This is a genomic window from Agrobacterium sp. D14 (genome assembly GCF_001526505.1).
Taxonomy (GTDB): domain Bacteria; phylum Pseudomonadota; class Alphaproteobacteria; order Rhizobiales; family Rhizobiaceae; genus Agrobacterium; species Agrobacterium leguminum.
This window is the reverse complement of sequence record NZ_ASXX01000012.1, coordinates 59,687-76,587: the sequence shown is the minus strand read 5'-3', so window position 1 is coordinate 76,587 and position 16,901 is coordinate 59,687. Positions and strand designations below refer to the sequence as shown.

The window sequence follows — 16,901 nt, the reverse complement described above, 5'->3', positions numbered from 1 at the left end:
AAGTTTCCTTTGCGCCGGTGAACTACTTCACATCGGCCTTGACGAATTGCCGGAGTTCCGGCGTTTGCGGGTTGGCGAAGAGTTCGGAAGAACGGCCCTGCTCCCAGATCTTGCCCTTGTGCATGAAGATGGTTTCGGTCGCCACGCGGCGCGCAAAGGCCATTTCGTGGGTCACGAGGATCATGGTCATGCCGTCTTTGGCGAGATTTTCCATGACGGTCAGCACTTCCTCGGTCAATTCAGGATCGAGCGCCGAGGTCACCTCGTCGAACAGCATCACCTTCGGCCGCATGGCGAGCGAACGGGCAATCGCCACGCGCTGCTGCTGGCCGCCGGAAAGCTGGTCCGGATAGGAATCGAATTTCTCCGACAGGCCGACGAGTTGCAGAACTTCGCGGGCAATATCCTTGGTTTCCGATTTCGCCACGTCCTTGACGATGCGCGGCGCGAGCATGATGTTTTCGCCGACCGTCAGATGCGGGAAGAGATTGTAGCTCTGGAACACGATGCCGACATCGGTGCGCAGCTTGCGCAGCGCCTTGGCATCTTCGCCAATCGCATGACCGGCGATTTCGATGCGGCCGGAATTGATCTTCTCCAGCCCGTTCATGCAGCGCAGCAGCGTGCTCTTGCCCGAACCCGAGCGGCCGATGAGGGCGAAAACTTCACCGCGGCCGACCGTCAGCGACACGCCTTTGAGGACTTCCAGAGCGCCAAAGCTCTTGTGAACGTTTTCAACGATTACTTCCGGCATGAAGCCTCCTTTCCAGCCAACGCGACAGCTGGGACAACGGGTAGCAGACGATGAAATAAAGCACGGCCACCGCGACGAAGACGCGGAACGGCTGGAACGTGGCATTGTTGATGAGCTGCCCCGCTCTCGCCAGTTCGACGAAACCGATGATCGATGCGATGGACGTATTCTTGACGACCTGAACGGCGAAACCGACGGTCGGCGGTAGCGAAATGCGGATCGCCTGCGGCAGAATGACGTAGCGATATTGCTGGGCGCGGGTCAGCGCCAGCGATTCCGACGCTTCCCATTGCTGCTTCGGCACCGCCTGGATGCAGCCGCGCCAGATTTCCGCGAGGTAACCCGATGTATAGATCGTCATCGAGGCGCCGGCGGCAAAGAGCGGTGGCAGTTCCAGCCCGGCAAGGCTGAGGCCGTAATAGGACAGGAACAGGATCATCAGCACCGGAATACCCTGGATCACCTGGATATAGGTGCCGGCGGCAATGCGCAGCGCCTTGAAATTCGAGGTGCGGGCAAGCGCCACGAAGAAGCCGACAATGCCGCCGCCGATAAGGGCAATGATCGTCAGAAGCACGGTCCATTGCAGGGCGGTCAGCAGGAAGCCGAATTCGTTCCAGCCGAAAGTTCGAAGAGTCATGACTGCACCTCCGGCATGGCGGTCATCGTCTTGCGGGCAACACGGCGGCCGAACAGCCACATGCCGACAAGGGCAAGGATGAGCCGCAGGCTGAGCGCCAGCGCAAGATAGATGAGCGTGACGACGATATAGACCTCGAAGGAGCGATAGGTCTGCGATTCCACGAAGGCTGCGGCAGCCGCAAGCTCATGGGTGGAAATGGCCGAACATATGCTCGATGCCAGCATCATCAGCACGAACTGGCTGCACAGCGAGGGATAGACCTTGGCGATGGCCGGCACGATGATGACGTGGCGATAAATCTGGTACTTGGTGAAACCCAGCGCCTCACCCGCCTCGATCTGCGACTTGTGCACCGCCTCGATGCCGGCGCGGATGATCTCCGTTGAATAGGCAGCAAGATTGATCGTCATACCGATCAGCGCCGCCGTATCCGCCCCTACCCTGAAGCCGAGGCCCGGCAGGCCGAAATAGACGATGAAAAGCTGCACGAGAAACGGCGTATTGCGGATGACTTCCACATAACCGTCCACGATGATGCGGACGATGCCGCCATTGATGGACCGCAGCGAAGCCAAAAGAATGCCGAAAGCGCAGCCGAGCACGATGGACAGGACAGACAGCTTGATCGTCAGCCATATGCCGTTCAGAATCTCGTTCTGATACTGGGCGAGCGCGCCGAATTGGAATGTATAGGACATGCGTCACTCCGTTGACATTTCCCGGGCCCGCCGAAAATCCTCCCGGCGGGCGCGTTGAAAGGCTCAATCAGAAGCTTGGCAATTGCGGCAGCGGACGGCCGGTCCACTTGACCGAGATGCGATCGAGATCGCCGGACATCTTCATGAGGTAGATGGAGGTGTTCAGCCACTGGCGCAGCTCGAAATCCTCAAGTTTGGTCGCCATGGAATTGCCCTGCTGGAAGAAGGTGAAACCAACCTGCAGACCGGCTTCCGGACGCTGCTTGATGATCGCTTCGCCAACCGTGGACGGCAATGCCACGGCATCCACCTGGCCGGCGAGCAATGCCTGCGCGCTGGTGGAATCGTCTTCGTAAACGACGATTTCGAGACCTTCGACATTGGCCTTGCGCAGCGCGGTTTCCTGCGAGGAACCGCGATTGACCGAAACGCGCTTGCCCTTGAGGCTGTCGAGATTTTCGAACTTCTGGTCCTTGCCGGAAATGATGTCCATGTTGAAGGCGCTGTAAGGCTGCGTGAACATCACGGTCTTGGCGCGCTCGCCGGTCGGCGCGAGCGTCGCAACAAGGAAATCGACCTTGCCGGTCTGAAGGGCGGGAATACGCGCAGGCGGTGTCAGCGGTACCAGTTCCACCGGCAGCGACAGGTAGGAGCCGATGAGATTGGCGACATCGACGTCGTAACCGGAAGGATTGCCCTTCTCATCCACCATGCCCATCGGCGGCGCACCGGTCAGAACACCGATCTTGACCTTGCCGCGCGCCGTGATCTCGCTGATCGAGACGGCATGGGCGGACGTGGTGGCGGCAAGCGTTGCTGCTGCAACACCGACGGCAACGGTCATGCTCTTCAGAAATCTGGATATGCTCATGGTTTCTCCTCCAACCTTATAAGTGGCTGCCCAGAATGGAACAGCGGCCTTGCGCAAACCGAAAAATGTTCTCGATAACATTTTAACGCGATTGACTAAAAACTCCTCCCAAGAAACCGCGAAAGCACAAAACCAGATGAATCTCCTATGAAATTCAATGTTTTCGGCTGGTTATCGATTTTCCTCTGTTCGACACCGTTTCACGTTCTTGGCAGGATCAATAATGCATGTTATCGGTATCATTGCAAGTCCGATCTACAGAACTGTTTCGGTCGGCAATCATTCGGGAGGAAACATGTATACACGCTCGGCAATTTTCGAAGGCAGGATTCACCCTGGCCGGGAGGAGGAGTTTTTCCGCATCGTCGAGGAGAAATTGCTGCCGGTCTGGAAACGCATGCCGAATGCGCAGGCCGTGCGGGTGATGCGCACCGAGCGCACGGACCCGGACGCCGCTTCGATCATCATGGTGCAGGAAATCGACTATCCGTCGATGGAGGCGGTGGAGGAAGCGCTGGTCTCCCCCGTCCGGCTGGAAGGCCGGGTGCTGACGGATGAGATGATGAGCATGTGCGACGGGCGTTTTTATCATCTGGTCTATAGCCGCGTCGCATAAATCCGGTGCACGCCGCATCGATCTGCAATCATACGGCGTGCTTTCCCTTATTGTCTTCGTGTATGTCTTGTCCTGAACCGGTTCGAATTTAGGGAGACATGCTTTGGTGGAGCGCACGCCCTTGGCCGCAGCGTTAGTCACGTCAAAAAAAGCTACCATGAGCGATGTCTCGAAACTCGCGGGCGTCTCCAAGATGACCGTTTCGCGGGTGCTGGCCGATCCCGCGCTGGTGTCCGAGGACACTCGCCAGAAGGTGATGAAGGCCATCGAGAAGCTGGGTTATGTGCCCGACCGCATCGCCGGTTCGCTATCCTCCCGCCGCACCAATTTCATCACCGCCATCCTGCCGACGCTCACCAACTCCAACTTCGCCGATAGCGCACAGGGGCTTGCCAATGCGCTGCGCGCCGCCGACTACCAGTTGCTGATCGGCTATACGATGTACGATCTGCAGGAGGAGGAACGCGTCATCCGCACCATGATGGAGCGCCGCCCCGATGCCATCGTCGTCGCCGGCACGGTGCATACCAAGATGGCGAGCGAAGTTTTGATGCGCGCCGGTATTCCCATCGTGGAAATCTGGGATGTTCCCGAACACCCCATTGACCATGCGGTCGGTTTTTCCAACTACGAAGTGGGAAGAACCGCCGCCAAACATCTGATATCGCTTGGCTTCAAGCGAATCGGCGCGCTCGGCTCAAGGGCCGATGGCGATGTGAAGGACTGGCGCGGCGAAAGCCGCCTGCTTGGTTTCGGCGCGGCCCTGCGTGAAGCCGGCATTGCCGACGATCTCATCATCCGCGAAGGCAGTGCGCCGGTCTCCTATGACCACGGGGCAAAAACCCTCGGCTCGCTGCTGGCCAAGGCGCCCGATGTCGAGGCCATCTTCGCCGTATCGGATATTTCCGCCGTCGGCGCGCTGATGGAATGTCATAGAAGGGGAATCAGTGTCCCTGACCGCATTTCCATCCTCGGCTTCGGCGACTTCGATATCGGCCGGCAATGTTACCCTGCAATTTCAACGATCCGCGTCGACGCCCAGATGATCGGCCGCAGGGCGGGCGAGTTGCTGTTGTCGATACTGGAGGCGGAAAAGGATGCCATTGTTCCCGAGGGTGCAAGGGTGGATGTCGGCTTCGAGCTGATCGTGCGGGAGACGACGAAGCGGCTGGGTGGGTGAGGCTCTAGCCAGGGGGAACGAGCGGCGGCCACTTGTTTCTTCTCCCCAAGGGGGAGAAGTCCGCGGCAGCGGGATGAGGGGGCAAGCTCTCCGAAATCCGGCAACGTTGCCCCCTCATCTGACCCTTCGGGCCATCTTCTCCCCGACGGGGAGAAGAAATACGCCGAACCGATGCGGCCCGTAACACGCCGCCGATCTGGGCTATAGACCTTTAAAGGCCCTCCTTACCTTGCACCCCACGTATCCGTCAGACGATACCCTTCCGGCCACGGATCGGACGGATCGAGCATGTGCTGGTGGATACCGGTGATCCAGCCCCGGCCGGAAATTTCCGGCAGGATGGCCGGACGGTCGCCGACCGTGGTGGTTCCAAGGATGCGGCCGGTAAAGGTAGAGCCGATCAGCGACACCGCCGTCAGCGTTTCGCCTTCCTTCATTTCGCCGCGCGCATGCAGCACCGCCATGCGCGCTGAAAGTGCCGTACCTGTCGGCGAGCGGTCCACCTTTCCCGGCTGGATGGCGACGGCCGCCCCTGCCCGCAGGCCTTCGGCCGTGCGTTCCACCTTGCCGGCAAACAGGCAGAAGGAGAAATGCCGCCAGTCCGGGTTTTCCGGATGGTCGAAGCCCAAAGCCTTGTTGGCAGCATTGGTGATGCGCACGCCGAGGCGGGCAATCTCATGCGCCTCTTCCGGCTTCAGGCTAAAGCCCATCGCCTCGGCATCGATGATGACGAAGCTGTCACCGCCATAGGCTGTGTCCACTTTCAGCGTACCGAGACCTTCGACATCGAGTTCGACATCGAGTTTTGCGGCGAAGCTCGGCAGGTTCTGCACGAAAATGCGCTCGGCCTTGCCGTTGCGGCATTCGGCGCGCACCTTCACCAGTCCGCCGGGAGCTTCCAGCAGCATATGGGTTTCCGGCTCCTGCATCGGCACGATGCCGCCATCCAGAAGCACGGTGGAAACGCAGATGGAATTGGAGCCGGACATGGGCGGCGTATCTTCCGGCTCCATGATGATGAAGGCGGCATCCGCGTCGGGATGTTTCGGCGGCACCAGCAGGTTGACGTGCCGGAAAACGCCGCCGCGCGGTTCGTTGAGCACGAAATTGCGCAGGGTCTCATCGCGGGCGATGAAGCGGCTCTGCTCCCAGATCGTTTCGCCCGGCGGCGGCCTGACACCGCCGACGATCACATCCCCGACTTCACCTTCCGCATGGGCGGAAATGACATGAACGGTCTTGATACTGCGCATTCAAAACTCCTTAGGAAAGCCATGAAGGAAGAAGGGATGGGGCACGGCCGGTCAGCGCGCTTTCAACGCAATCGGCAAGGCTGCCGAAGCGCACTGCGCGGCCGCTGAGACCGGGGCCGTAATGGGCGTATTTACCGGAATTGGTCATCAAAGCGCGGGTTTTCGTCGGGAAAACCGGCTCGGAAATGGAGCACCAGCAAAGATCAGGCAGCACCTGCACCCCGCTGTCATGCAGGCTTTTCAAGGTGCCGTCCTGGCCGGCCGCATCGATGACCTGCTGCCCGGCTGTCACGATGACGGCGACATCATTATGCCGCTTGCGGCCGGCGAGCACAGCGGCGAGCGCGCGGCACTCCTCCAGCGAGGCATGCGGGCTGCCGATGGCAACGAGCTGCACGTCCTCCGGCCCCTCATTCAGCAGCGACCAGCCAGCGGCCATATCGGCAAGCGAAATGGTGACGGTCTCGGCTGTTTCCAAAGGCGCAAGCCCGGCTTCCGGGGTCACACCCTCGATATGCAACATGGGCGCGGCGGAGGTGGTGCCGAAGGCGGCGCAAAGCGCCTTGAGATCATCCCGCGACGGCTTTGCAGGGCCAAGGCCACGCAGCAGCGGAATGCAATCCGGTGCGGCCTTGCCGGCAAGATAGCCGATGAGCGGCCAGAACGCGTCGTCCACGCCCTGCGGTAAAGTCACATCGACAATGCGCTGCGGCCGGCGATTTTGCTCCAGATAGACGCCGGCAAGCGGCGCCCTGCCCGTCAGCGCGATGCAGAGATCGAGAAAATCCGGATGTTTCGCCGTGCGCGCGCCAAGAACCGTATTGGCGAAGATCACCGCGTTCGATTCCGCCCAGGCGATCATGTCGCCGGCCTGCGGCGCGCTGTCGAGCAGGTAAGGCGAACAGGTGAAAGTCGGGCGACAGCCCATGCGCACATAGGCATCCGCCAGCCTTGCGGCCGGGTCGCCGAAATCCTCCGGCATGCCTTGCGAACGCCAATGCGCCTTGTCCACCGAAATGGCGTTCATAGTCGTCGGCACCCTTACCTTCGCGCCCATCTCCGCCATTTTTTCCGCAAAGGTGAGATTGGCGGGGCTGGCATAGATGCAACCGTCAATATGGCCCTGCGTGACATCGACAAGCGCCGACGCCCCCTGCTGGGCGGCCATGGCGACGGTGATGCGCATGGCCTGCTGCACGGCGACGCCATCGCGTCCTTCGAGCATGGCCCGGTCGTCATCCCTAAGATCGAGATGCGCCGTCGCCGGCGGCGTGATGGCAAGGGAAGCGCCATCGGCTTCGATGACCGTCTCATCGATACGGACATGAACGGCTTTGGAAAACCGGGCGAAATTTTCCGCGTCGAGGCGCAGCACCGGCAAAGGCTTGCCGAACATTTCGGCGGCGATCAGCGCGCCCAGTGTCAGCACGTCCTCGGCCTCGCAGAAGACCAGCGCCGAGGGCGCACGGCCCGTCAGGATAAGATCGAGCAGCACACCCGAACCGGTGCACGAACCGCGACTGGTGGGCATGAACAGCACGCCGCCGGTGAGACAGGTGCCATGCAGCGGGTGGTGCACGTCGATCACCCTGCCGGTGGCGGGATCGACCCCGCCCCAGAAACTCAGCGCTTCGGTCGTCGCAATCACGGGACCTTCGGCCGAACCGGCCAAAATGCTGCGGGCTTCAGGAACGGCTGTTGTCGAGAGGGAAGAAGACATCGGAAATCCCCGTCAGAAACGTTGCGGCGAAAATGCCCTTGTATCGATGGCGGGTTTTTGCCCCGTCAGAAGATCGGCGACGATGCGGGCCGTGCCCGCCGATTGCGTCAACCCCAGATGCCCGTGGCCGAAAGCATAAACTACCCGCGCCGTGTGCCGTGCTTCGCCGATGGCCGGCAGGCTGTCCGGCAGCGAGGGGCGAAAGCCCATCCACTGCTTGCCGCCTTCCGTTTTCAGGCCCGGCAGGAAGGCTTTCGCCTTGGTCAGCAACGCTTCGGAACGGGCGAAATTGGCCGGAAGCTCCAGCCCGCCCAGTTCCACCGCGCCACCGATGCGGATGCCGGAGGAAAGCCGCGTGACGACGAAACCATGGCCGCCGAAAGTCACCTGCGTGCGCAGATCGAAGGCGCCAGACGGCAGGGTTGTATTATACCCCCGTTCGGTTTCCAGCGGAATTTTTTCCCCGAGCGAACGGGCGATGCGATGCGAAAAGGCGCCGGCCGCCAGCACCACCCTGGCGGCCTTGCGGGTGCGCCCATCATGGCTCACCACCTCCACGCCGTCTTCCAGCGGCCTGAGCGAAGCGATATCGAGGCATTCGATACGGCCGCCAATGGTGCGGAAATGCTCGGCCAGCGCCAGCGTATAAAGCTTGGGATCGGCGATGGAATACCAGCCGGGCGTGAACGTGCAGCAGGTGAAACGCGGCGCGATGCCGGGCTGTATCTCAGCCATCTGTTCGGCATTGAGATGCCGGAACTCGATACCGTGCCGCTCGCGCGCCTTCCAGCCGGGAAGCGAGGCTTCGAATTCCGCCTCGCTTTCATAGACCTGGAGGTTGCCCTCCTTACGCAGCATGGCGATGGTGTCGGTCTTTTTCAGGAACGGCTCCAGCTCGGCCTTGGCGAGATCCATCAGCGCCGTCTGGGCGGCGGTGGAATGCTCCACTTTCGAAGCCGCACAGGCTCGCCAGAACCGGAACATCCACGGCGCGATCTTCAGCGCATAGGCCGGCGGCACGCTGAGCGGACCGAGCGGATCGAGAAGCCACTTCGGCGCTTTCCAGAGAATGCCGGGCGATGCCAGCGGCAGGATATCGGTGAAGGCGAAGGCGCCGGCATTGCCGGCCGAAGCGCCCGCCGCCGGTCCCTCGCGGTCGATGACCGTGACCGAGAGGCCACGGCCCTGCGCCGCGATTGCCGCCGAGAGGCCGACGACACCGGCCCCGATGACGATGACATCATTGGCTGGCATTACCGCACGCTCGCCAGGAACTTCTGGGTTTCAGCGTGCTGCGGCGCGCCGAACAGCTGGTCCGGCGTACCGATTTCCGCCATCACACCCTGATGGAAGAAGGCGACGCGGTTCGAGACATCACGCGCGAAAGCCATTTCATGGGTGACGCAGATCATCGTCATGCCCTCATCCGCCAGCATCTTCAGCGTATCGAGCACTTCGCCCACCAGCATCGGGTCGAGCGCCGAGGTGACTTCGTCGAACAGCATATATTCCGGCGACATGGCAAGCGCGCGGGCAATCGCCATACGCTGCTGCTGGCCGCCGGACATGCGGTTCGGATAGACCTTCAGCTTTTCGGCAAGACCCACATGGGTCAGTTGCTTCACCGCGATTTCCTCGGCCTGCTCCTTCGAGATACCGAGCACCTTGCGGGGCGCGAGCATGACGTTTTCGAGCACCGTCAGATGCGGAAAGGCGTTCCATTGCTGGAAGACGATGCCGACCTTGCGGCGCAGCTTGTTAAGGTCGGTGGACTTCGCATGTACTTCCGTGCCGTCGATGACGATCTTGCCGCTGTCGATCGGCTCAAGGCCGTTGATGCAGGTCAGCAGGGTCGACTTGCCGGAACCGGAGCCGCCGATGATGGTGACGACCTCGCCCTTGTTGACGGTGAGGTTGATCCCTTTCAGAACCTCCAGCGGGCCGAAGGATTTGCGGACGTTTTCGATCTCAATCATTGGGGGACCACCGTTTTTCGAGATACCCGCCGAAACGGGCGATGGGGAAACTGATAAGGAAGTAGATGGCGCCGCAGATCATCAGGATCGTCAGCGGTTCCTGCAGGCGGGTGACGAGGATTTGCGAAGCGCGCAGAAGCTCGATGAGACCGAGCCACAGCACCAGCGCCGAATCCTTCATGACACCGAGCGTGAGCCCTATCCACGAGGGCAGCGACACGCGGGTGGCGAGCGGCAGTACGATGTAGCGCATGTCCTGCGACCAGGTCATGCCGAGCGACCGGCAGGCGCGGCGCGTATTCGATGGCACCGCATCGATGCCGCCGCGCACGATCTCGGTGCAATAGGCCGCCGTATAAAGCGACAGCACCACGCAGGAGGTGGTGAAAGGCGGCCAGCCAAGCTTGGCTATCGACTGGAAGGCGTTGCCGAGCACGAGCTGGATGAGCAGCGGCACGGAACGGAAAATATCCAGCACGAAGGTCAGCGGCAGCGACCAATAGGGGCCGAACTGGAAACGGATGATACCGAAGATGATCCCCATGATCGTGCCCGCCGTGACGGCGACGGCGGTGACGGCAAGCGTCATGCCGGCACCCTTGGCCAGGAAGGCGAGATCACTCCAGGTGAGAGCGGTTTCAAACATGGCTCACCTCTCTCAATAACGGAACAGACGCGCGGCCAGCAATCTGGCGGCGAGCGTGACGATCTTGGCGATCACGTAATAGATGACCGCGGCGAGCGCGAAGAATTCGAAGGTGCGGAACGAGCGCGCATTGAGCGCCTGCGTGACGCCGGCGAGATCCGTATTCATGCCGACGGTAACACCGAGCGAGGTCATGAGGATCGCCCAGACCATCTGGTTGGTGGCAGGCAGGAACGCAACGCGCAACATCTGCGGCAGGATGATGAGCCGGAAGGTCTGCATCGAGGTCATGCCAAGCGAACGGCCGGAGCGCGTCTGCGTATCGGGAATGGCCTTTAGCGCGCCGCGGAAATTTTCCGCGAGATAACCGGCATTGTTGAAAGCGATACCGACCAGAAGCGCGGTATAGGGGCTCAAATGAATGCCGAAATTACCAAGGCCGAAATGGGCCATGTAGATCTGGAACAGCGCCGGCGTGTTGCGGGCGATCTCCACCCAGACGGCGGCGAACCCGCCCAGAATGCGGTTGCCGGAGAGCCGGAACAGCGTCAGCACGATGGCGAAGGAAAGACCGATCACCATCGACAGAATGGCGATCTGCAGCGTCACCACCGCACCGTCCAGAAGCTGCGGCAGAGCCTTCAGCGCCTGATTCCAGTGGAATGTATAGTTGAACATTAAGCGTCCCGCCTTTTCAGAAACGATCAACGGCCGATCATCTTGACCGCGCCGTTTACGAAAAGTCCTGATCAGCGATAAACGCCGTTGACGGTGAGCGAGGGAACTTCACCGCCAACCCATTTTTCATAGAGTTCGGCGTAACGGCCGGTGCGAACCTGCTGGTTGATGAAGAGGTTCAGGTAGTTGATGAAGCCGTATTCGTCACGGTTGGTGAAGAGCGCGACATAGTCAATGTCATAGGGCGCCTTGCCGACCACGGAGATGCCCGCGAACTTGCCGCCCTTGACGTTGGACTGCGCAACCGTCGAGGTGGAAATGGTGGCGTCGATCTGGCCCTGGCTGAGCGCGAGGAACACGTCTGCCTGCGTTTGATACGGACGGAATTCACCGACGCCCCATTCCTTGACCGTCTTTTCGAGCGCTATGGCTTCGAACGTACCGGCGGTTGCGCCGACCGTCTTGCCCTTCATGTCCTCGAAGGACTTGATGCCGGACTTGTCGTTGGCGGTAACGGCCATTTCGAAGGCGAAGTAAGGCACGGTCATGCCGACCGTCTTGGCGCGCTCCAGCGTATCCGAAGTGGAAGCAACACCGACATCGACGCGGCCGGACATCAGCGCGGGAATGCGCTCAGGGAACGGCGTTTCGACGATTTCAGCCGTGACGCCGAGCGCCTTGGCGAGATCGTTGCAATAATCGACATCGAAGCCGATCGGGTTGTTGGCGTCATCACGCGCGCCCATGGGCGGGAAATCGAGCACGACGGCGCAACGCAGCGTGCCGGACGAAATGATGTCGTCAAGTTTGTCGGCCTTGGCCGGCGTAATAGCGAAAGTGGCGGCCAAGAGGCCGGCGACGATGACCGATTTTTTCATTCTTTATTTGCTCCCACAATTGGTCTGCCCTTGAAGGCGCGGTCACTATTTCCCCATGGCGGCGATAAATCAACATAAAAATACAACGAGTATACAAAAAGAATTTTTGCATGTGCGAACTGATGAGGTGTCGCGGATGATTGCGCAAGCCGGCGCGGGGGGAGCGGACAAGGTGGGCGAAACATCCAGCATCCCTCATTCCTGTGCTTGTCACAGGAATCTAGCCAGCCCAAGTCTTTGGGCTGAAAGAGGCTTTCCGACGCGCGGACGCGCGCCGACTGGATTCCTGTGACAAGCACAGGAATGAGGGCTTAAGGTATCTTCGTGTCTGGCAGGGTGGCCTTCTGCTCTGACTGAGCTTCATCGAAAAGACACGTTGCAATACTCACGCCTTTGTATACTTTATGTATTCAAAATGTGCGAGCCCTATCGGAGGACTATGATGAGCGACACGACCACCTTGACCATTGAGGCACTTTTCCAGCGGGTCGAGTCGATTTTTTTGAGGGCCGGGCTGAATGATGTACAGTCGGGTGCATTGGCGCGCGTCATCACGGCGGGCGAGCGGGACGCCTGCAAGTCCCACGGCATCTACCGTATCGAAGGCGCGCTCCGCACCGTCAAGGCCGGCAAGGTGAAGCCCGATGCGATACCTGAAGTGGCAGAAAACGACGGCACGGCCATCGTGAAGGTCAATGCCAAAGGCGGCTTCGCCAACCCCGCCTTCGAACTTGGTCTGCCGGTTCTGGTGGAGCGGGCGAAACGCGCGGGCATCGCAGCGCTCGTCATCAATGACTGCACACATTTCTCGGCGCTCTGGCCGGAAGTCGAAGGGCTGACCGAAAACGGTCTTGCCGGGCTGGTCATGTGCCCGAGCTATTCCACCGTTGCGCCCACTGGCGGCAGCAAGCCGCTGCTCGGCACCAACCCCTTCGCCTTCGGCTGGCCGCGCAAGGACACCTCACCTTATGTCTTCGATTTCGCGACGTCGGTTGCGGCCCGCGGTGAAATCGAACTGCACCGGCGGGCCGGAAAGCCCCTGCCGGAAGGCTGGGCTCTGGATGCCGACGGCAAGCCGACGACCGACCCAGAAGCCGCTCTTGCCGGCTCCATGCTGCCCTTTGGCGGCCACAAGGGATCGGCCATCGGCACCATGATCGAGCTTCTCGCCGGCATCATGATCGGCGATCTCACCAGCCCCGAAGCGCTCGAATTTCTCGGCACCACCACGCTTGCCCCCACCCATGGCGAGCTGATTATCGCTTTTTCGCCTGAGGCCTTCGCCAAGGGCCGCCCCGGCGATCCCTTCCAGCGCGCGGAAGTGCTGTTCGACGCCATCATCGGCCAGGGCGCCCGCCTGCCCTCGGGTCGCCGCTTCACTGCCCGTGCCAAATCCGAAAGCGAAGGCATCACACTTACCGCCGCCGAAATGGCCGGGCTCGACCGGCTGCTGGAAAAGGGGCTGGATGCGCTTTCCTGACCGCGTTTGCATGTGGAAATAAAAAAGGCCCGCGATTGCGGCCTTCTCATAGCGACAACGTCACTCAGCGTCTTTTTACGACTGCATAGCATCCCCGCTCCATCACCCCGGACTAGATCCGGGGTCCAGCGCGATCAAGTCCTTGATCGCGAAAGACTCCTCTCACGGCGCAGACGCGCCGTGGCTGGATGCCGGATCAAGTCCGGTATGACGGAGGAGAGACATCAAACCTCATCACATGCAAAAAAGGCCCGCAGTTGCGGGCCTTTTTTACAGCAGCAATATCTCAGGCCGCCTTGCAGGCCTGCACGGCGCCCGGAAGCTTGCTCCAGTCGGCATACCAGCTGTTGAACAGCTTGAACTGCGCCTCGACATAACCGCGCTGGCTGTCGGTCAGGGCGTCGGTTTCGTTGAAATGCAGCGTGTATTCCTTGTCGCCCTTCAGCACCATCATATGCTTGAAATAGAGCACCAGATCCGGGCCTTCATCGAAGGAAGAGAGAACGGCCAGCGCCTGTTCCAGCTCCAGCGCGCGGGCGCGGGCGTCCGCATCACCCTTGGCGGCGGCCTGTGACAGCTTGCAGAGGTGAATGACTTCCTTGGGCAGGACATTGCCGATGCCGGTGATGGCGCCGGTGGCGCCGCAATTGACGAAGCCATGGAAGACGGCGGTATCGACGCCGATCATCAGGGTGACGTCGTCATCGCGGCTGGTGATGTTCTCGGCCGCATAACGCATATCGGCCGGGCCGCCGAATTCCTTGAAACCGACGAGGTTCTTGTGCTCAGTGCGCAGCGCGAAGAAGAGATCGGCGCGAGTGGCGAAGCCATAATAGGGGCTGTTGTAGATGACGGCGGGGATTTCGGGAGCAGCCGAGAGGATGGCCTTGAAGTGGGCCTTCTGGGCGGCGATGACCGAACCGCGCGACAGGACGCGCGGAATGACCATCAGGCCCTTGGCGCCAACCTTCTGGGCGTGGGCGGCATGGGCAACGGCAGATGCCGTGTTGACCGCGCCGGTGCCGACGATGACCGGAATGCCGGCCTTCACCAGGCGCTCCACGCCTTCCATACGCTGCTCGTCCGTCAGGAGCGGCCAGTCGCCCATGGAGCCGCAATAAACCACGGCCGACATGCCATCGGCGATCAGTTCCTTGCCCTTGCGAACAAGCGCATCGAAATCAGGGGTGCGATCATCCTTGCAGGGGGTCATCAAGGCGGGAATCACGCCGGAAAAAATGCTGGCCGTCATTTCAAGCTCCTAAGGGACATGTTTTTCGGGAATGGACGCACCTCCGCGCCACCCTTTCGACAAGGACATTACAATCTTGTATTTTATTTGTCGACAAGAAATCGACAAGCTACAGATTTATTTCCAGACGCTCGTTTCGCACCAGCAGTTTCTGCACCTGCCGCACGATCTGTTCGGCATGCTCGCGGGCCAGTTTCTCGGAAAGAACGGTATCGCGCGCGGCAATCGCAGCGATGATCTCATCATGATCGTCGACGAAGCGCTTCGGCAAACGATCGTCATAGGACTGATAATAAAGCCTGAGAATGCGCCGTCCCTCATCCAGCAGCCGCTTGAACAGGCTTGTGAAATAGGGGTTTCGACCGGCTTCGGCGATGGAAAGGTGAAGGGCGGCATTGGTGGAGATCATCGCCAGCGCATCCTGCTCCTCCACCGCAATGGCAAATTCAGCATTGTGGGCGCGGATTCCGGCCAGATCCTCCGGGCGGTGATATTGCGCGGCAAGCTGGGTCGTTACCCGATACATCAACACCAGCGCATCGAAATAGGTGTGCATGTTGAGGAAATCGATGTTCGACACCATGGTCGAACGGTTCGGCAGCGTATCGATCAGCCCCTCGCCCGAAAGCCGCACCAGCGCCTCGCGGATCGGCGTGCGCGACATCTTGAACCTTTCGGCAAGCTGCACCTCATCGATGGGGCTGCCCGGCGGCAGAACCAGATCGAGAATCTCGTCGCGCAGCAGATCATAGACCATCTTCACGCCGGAGCCGCGCTTGCGCTCGGCAGAAGCAATTATATCCGTCATCATCAAATCCCTCTTGTCGACATAAAGAGTACTATTATATTTTTTCCCGATCAACGCCGCGCAGCGCCGCAGCCTCTTCGAATGGCGGAATAATTGTTCAAAAACAACAAAAAGCCGTCGCGAAAATTACCCGCGACGGCTTTTGATCGTTCAGTTTGTGGCGTGGACGCTGTTTATAGGGCATCGCCGACTAAAGAAGGCGATTTAACCAGGGATTGAGGAGCACGCCGCGCCTCAAGCCAGCATCAGTTGCGCAGGCCGGTGGCCACGACGGAAATCTTGAAAGCGCCGTCCAGCGTCGGATCGAAGGAAGCGCCCATCACCACATCGGTTTCTTCGCTGACCGCTTCGCGCACCAGCGTCATTGCCTCATCGATCTCGTAGAGCGTCAGATCGTTGCCGCCGGAAATGGAAACCAATGCGCCGCGCGCTTCCTTCAGCGACGGTTCGCCGAGCAGCGGGTTGGCAATGGCTGCGGCCGCCGCTTCCGAGGCGCGTTTTTCGCCCTTGGCCTGCGCCGTGCCCATCAGTGCCCGGCCGCCATTCTTCATGACGTAGCGGACATCGGCGAAATCGAGATTGACCAGGCCTTCGCGCAGGATGAGATCGGTGATGCAGCGTACGCCAAGCGACAGAACCTTGTCGGCCGTCTTCAGCGCATTTTCGAAGGTCGTGCCGGCATCGGCAATGCGCAGCAGGTTCTGGTTGGGGATGACAATGACGGTATCGGCCGTGTTGAGCAGGTTGGCGAAGCCATATTCGGCAGCCCGCATGCGGCGCGCACCCTCGAAGCTGAAGGGAAGTGTCACGACACCGACGGTCAGGATGTTCTTCGCCCGGCAGGCTTCGGCAATGACGGGGGCAGCACCCGTGCCGGTGCCGCCGCCCATGCCGGCGGTGATGAAACACATGTCATAACCGCTCAGGTGATCCATGATCTCGTCGAGGGAATCGATCGCCGCCTGCCGGCCGACCTCGGGATCGGCGCCCGCGCCAAGCCCGCCGGTCAGCTCGGAGCTGAGTTGCACGAGCCGCGGCGCATTGGTCTTCTTAAGCGCCTGCGCATCCGTATTGGCGGCAATGAAATCGACGCCGCCGATGCCCTCGGCAATCATGTTGTTGATCGCGTTGCCGCCACCGCCACCGACGCCAACGACGGCGATATTGGGCGTGTTGCGGGCAATGGTGGCGCGCGGAGACTGGGTCATCGTCTTATTCTCTTTCTAAACTCATCGGGTCCCGCGCCGTTTTTTGGCCGCGACACGCGAATGATCGGCAAGGTTCCAGCGCTTCCTCCCCGATGGGAGAAAGAGGCTGTAACGCTTTGAATTTTCATGCCGGCCTTTCACCCCATAATGGCGAAAGAACGGTGTTCCAGGGGGCGAAAGATGCTCCACGGCGACGTTCTCCGACCCCTTCCCCGGATGAAAACCGAACCGAATCAACTG

17 protein-coding genes are annotated in these 16,901 nt (G+C 60.5%); 3 read left to right on the top strand and 14 right to left on the bottom strand.

The annotated features are described in order from the left end of the window. Positions 1-22: 22 nt before the first annotated feature. The 4 genes from L901_RS10520 to L901_RS10505 all read right to left on the bottom strand — a co-directional run bounded on the left by L901_RS10520 (position 23) and on the right by L901_RS10505 (position 2,966). Positions 23-754 carry an amino acid ABC transporter ATP-binding protein gene (locus L901_RS10520; RefSeq protein ID WP_003521699.1) on the bottom strand — a complete coding sequence of 244 codons (732 nt, stop codon included), beginning with the start codon at positions 752-754 and terminating at the stop codon, positions 23-25. Further along, positions 735-1,394, bottom strand: a complete 660-nt coding sequence (locus L901_RS10515) for an amino acid ABC transporter permease (protein ID WP_003521700.1) — start codon at positions 1,392-1,394, stop codon at positions 735-737. The genes L901_RS10520 and L901_RS10515 overlap by 20 nt, the downstream gene beginning before the upstream one ends. Then, the gene (locus L901_RS10510; RefSeq protein ID WP_003505665.1) at positions 1,391-2,095 is read right to left on the bottom strand and encodes an amino acid ABC transporter permease; all 705 of its coding nucleotides are present in this window, start codon (positions 2,093-2,095) and stop codon (positions 1,391-1,393) included. Before L901_RS10510 ends, L901_RS10515 begins: the two co-directional genes overlap by 4 nt. Positions 2,096-2,162: 67 nt before the next feature. Then, positions 2,163-2,966: a transporter substrate-binding domain-containing protein gene (locus tag L901_RS10505; protein WP_059756339.1), complete on the bottom strand. Its 804-nt coding sequence runs from the start codon at positions 2,964-2,966 to the stop codon at positions 2,163-2,165. A gap of 295 nt (positions 2,967-3,261) precedes the next feature. Between L901_RS10505 and L901_RS10500 the strand changes: the two genes are divergently transcribed. Together L901_RS10500 and L901_RS10495 are read left to right on the top strand one after the other, a co-directional pair. Next, positions 3,262-3,582, top strand: coding sequence for a hypothetical protein (locus tag L901_RS10500; RefSeq protein WP_003505663.1), 321 nt, complete (start codon positions 3,262-3,264; stop codon positions 3,580-3,582). Between the two features lie 157 nt (positions 3,583-3,739). Then, on the top strand, positions 3,740-4,762 hold the full coding sequence (locus tag L901_RS10495) for a LacI family DNA-binding transcriptional regulator (protein WP_003521702.1): 1,023 nt from the start codon (positions 3,740-3,742) through the stop codon (positions 4,760-4,762). Between the two features lie 224 nt (positions 4,763-4,986). Here the strand turns inward: L901_RS10495 and L901_RS10490 are convergent, their stop codons facing one another. The 7 genes from L901_RS10490 to L901_RS10460 form a co-directional block, all read right to left on the bottom strand. Continuing rightward, positions 4,987-6,015, bottom strand: coding sequence for a proline racemase family protein (locus L901_RS10490; protein ID WP_059756336.1), 1,029 nt, complete (start codon positions 6,013-6,015; stop codon positions 4,987-4,989). Positions 6,016-6,025: 10 nt separating this feature from the next. Beyond that, on the bottom strand, positions 6,026-7,735 hold the full coding sequence (locus L901_RS10485; protein ID WP_059756333.1) for an aconitase X: 1,710 nt from the start codon (positions 7,733-7,735) through the stop codon (positions 6,026-6,028). A 12-nt stretch (positions 7,736-7,747) separates the two neighbouring features. Next, positions 7,748-8,989: an FAD-binding oxidoreductase gene (locus L901_RS10480; RefSeq protein WP_059756331.1), complete on the bottom strand. Its 1,242-nt coding sequence runs from the start codon at positions 8,987-8,989 to the stop codon at positions 7,748-7,750. Then, positions 8,989-9,711: an amino acid ABC transporter ATP-binding protein gene (locus L901_RS10475; protein ID WP_020811659.1), complete on the bottom strand. Its 723-nt coding sequence runs from the start codon at positions 9,709-9,711 to the stop codon at positions 8,989-8,991. Before L901_RS10475 ends, L901_RS10480 begins: the two co-directional genes overlap by 1 nt. Further along, positions 9,704-10,357, bottom strand: coding sequence for an amino acid ABC transporter permease (locus L901_RS10470; RefSeq protein ID WP_059756328.1), 654 nt, complete (start codon positions 10,355-10,357; stop codon positions 9,704-9,706). Before L901_RS10470 ends, L901_RS10475 begins: the two co-directional genes overlap by 8 nt. A gap of 12 nt (positions 10,358-10,369) precedes the next feature. Then, on the bottom strand, positions 10,370-11,035 hold the full coding sequence (locus L901_RS10465; protein ID WP_059756325.1) for an amino acid ABC transporter permease: 666 nt from the start codon (positions 11,033-11,035) through the stop codon (positions 10,370-10,372). A 71-nt stretch (positions 11,036-11,106) separates the two neighbouring features. Continuing rightward, positions 11,107-11,913, bottom strand: coding sequence for a transporter substrate-binding domain-containing protein (locus L901_RS10460; RefSeq protein ID WP_059756322.1), 807 nt, complete (start codon positions 11,911-11,913; stop codon positions 11,107-11,109). 442 nt (positions 11,914-12,355) lie between these two features. On the opposite strand from L901_RS10460, the gene L901_RS10455 reads away from it, so the two are divergent. Beyond that, positions 12,356-13,393 (top strand): Ldh family oxidoreductase, encoded by a 1,038-nt coding sequence (locus tag L901_RS10455; RefSeq protein WP_059756320.1) that lies wholly within the window; start codon positions 12,356-12,358, stop codon positions 13,391-13,393. Between the two features lie 286 nt (positions 13,394-13,679). Here the strand turns inward: L901_RS10455 and L901_RS10450 are convergent, their stop codons facing one another. The 3 genes from L901_RS10450 to ftsZ all read right to left on the bottom strand — a co-directional run bounded on the left by L901_RS10450 (position 13,680) and on the right by ftsZ (position 16,661). Then, on the bottom strand, positions 13,680-14,645 hold the full coding sequence (locus L901_RS10450) for a dihydrodipicolinate synthase family protein (RefSeq protein WP_059756318.1): 966 nt from the start codon (positions 14,643-14,645) through the stop codon (positions 13,680-13,682). A 109-nt stretch (positions 14,646-14,754) separates the two neighbouring features. Then, a complete protein-coding gene (locus L901_RS10445) occupies positions 14,755-15,453 on the bottom strand; it encodes a GntR family transcriptional regulator (protein ID WP_031234148.1) in 699 nt (232 codons plus the stop codon). A gap of 245 nt (positions 15,454-15,698) precedes the next feature. Continuing rightward, on the bottom strand, positions 15,699-16,661 hold the full coding sequence (ftsZ, locus tag L901_RS10440; RefSeq protein WP_003521714.1) for a cell division protein FtsZ: 963 nt from the start codon (positions 16,659-16,661) through the stop codon (positions 15,699-15,701). Positions 16,662-16,901 lie beyond the last annotated feature (240 nt).